Origin of the sequence: Kluyvera sp. Awk 3 (genome assembly GCF_028069715.1) — a bacterium.
GTDB lineage: Bacteria > Pseudomonadota > Gammaproteobacteria > Enterobacterales > Enterobacteriaceae > Kluyvera > Kluyvera georgiana_A.
In genome coordinates this window covers 1-647 of record NZ_JANEWH010000318.1, presented here as the reverse complement: position 1 = coordinate 647, position 647 = coordinate 1, and the positions used below count along the sequence as shown (strand labels likewise).

The following is a 647-nucleotide window of genomic DNA, read 5'->3' as shown; positions in this document are numbered from 1 at the left end:
GATGAGCACTTTTAAAGTTCTGCTATGTGGTGCGGTATTATCCCGTGTTGACGCCAGGCAAGAGCAACTCGGTCGCCGCATACACTATTCTCAGAATGACTTGGTTGAGTACTCACCAGTCACAGAAAAGCATCTTACGGATGGCATGACAGTAAGAGAATTATGCAGTGCTGCCANAACCATGAGTGATAACACTGCTGCCAACTTACTTCTGACAACGATCGGAGGACCGAAGGAGCTAACCGCTTTTTTGCACAACATGGGGGACCATGTAACTCGCCTTGATCGTTGGGAACCGGAGCTGAATGAAGCCATACCAAACGACGAGCGTGACACCACGATGCCTGCAGCAATGGCAACAACGTTGCGCAAACTATTAACTGGCGAACTACTTACTCTAGCTTCCCGGCAACAATTAATAGACTGGATGGAGGCGGATAAAGTTGCAGGACCACTTCTGCGCTCGGCCCTTCCGGCTGGCTGGTTTATTGCTGATAAATCTGGAGCCGGTGAGCGTGNGTCTCGCGGTANCATTGCAGCACTGGGGCCAGATGGTAAGCCCTCCCGTATCGTAGTTATCTACACGACGGGGAGTCAGGCAACTATGGATGAACGAAATAGACAGATCGCTGAGATAGGTGCCTCAC

General features: G+C 50.8%; 1 protein-coding gene. It reads left to right on the top strand.

Annotation, left to right across the window (positions count from 1 at the left end; translation table 11 throughout):
- Nucleotides 1-647: class A beta-lactamase (gene bla / locus NNN71_RS24885; protein WP_271459611.1), on the top strand; the 647-nt coding region annotated here is incomplete at both ends.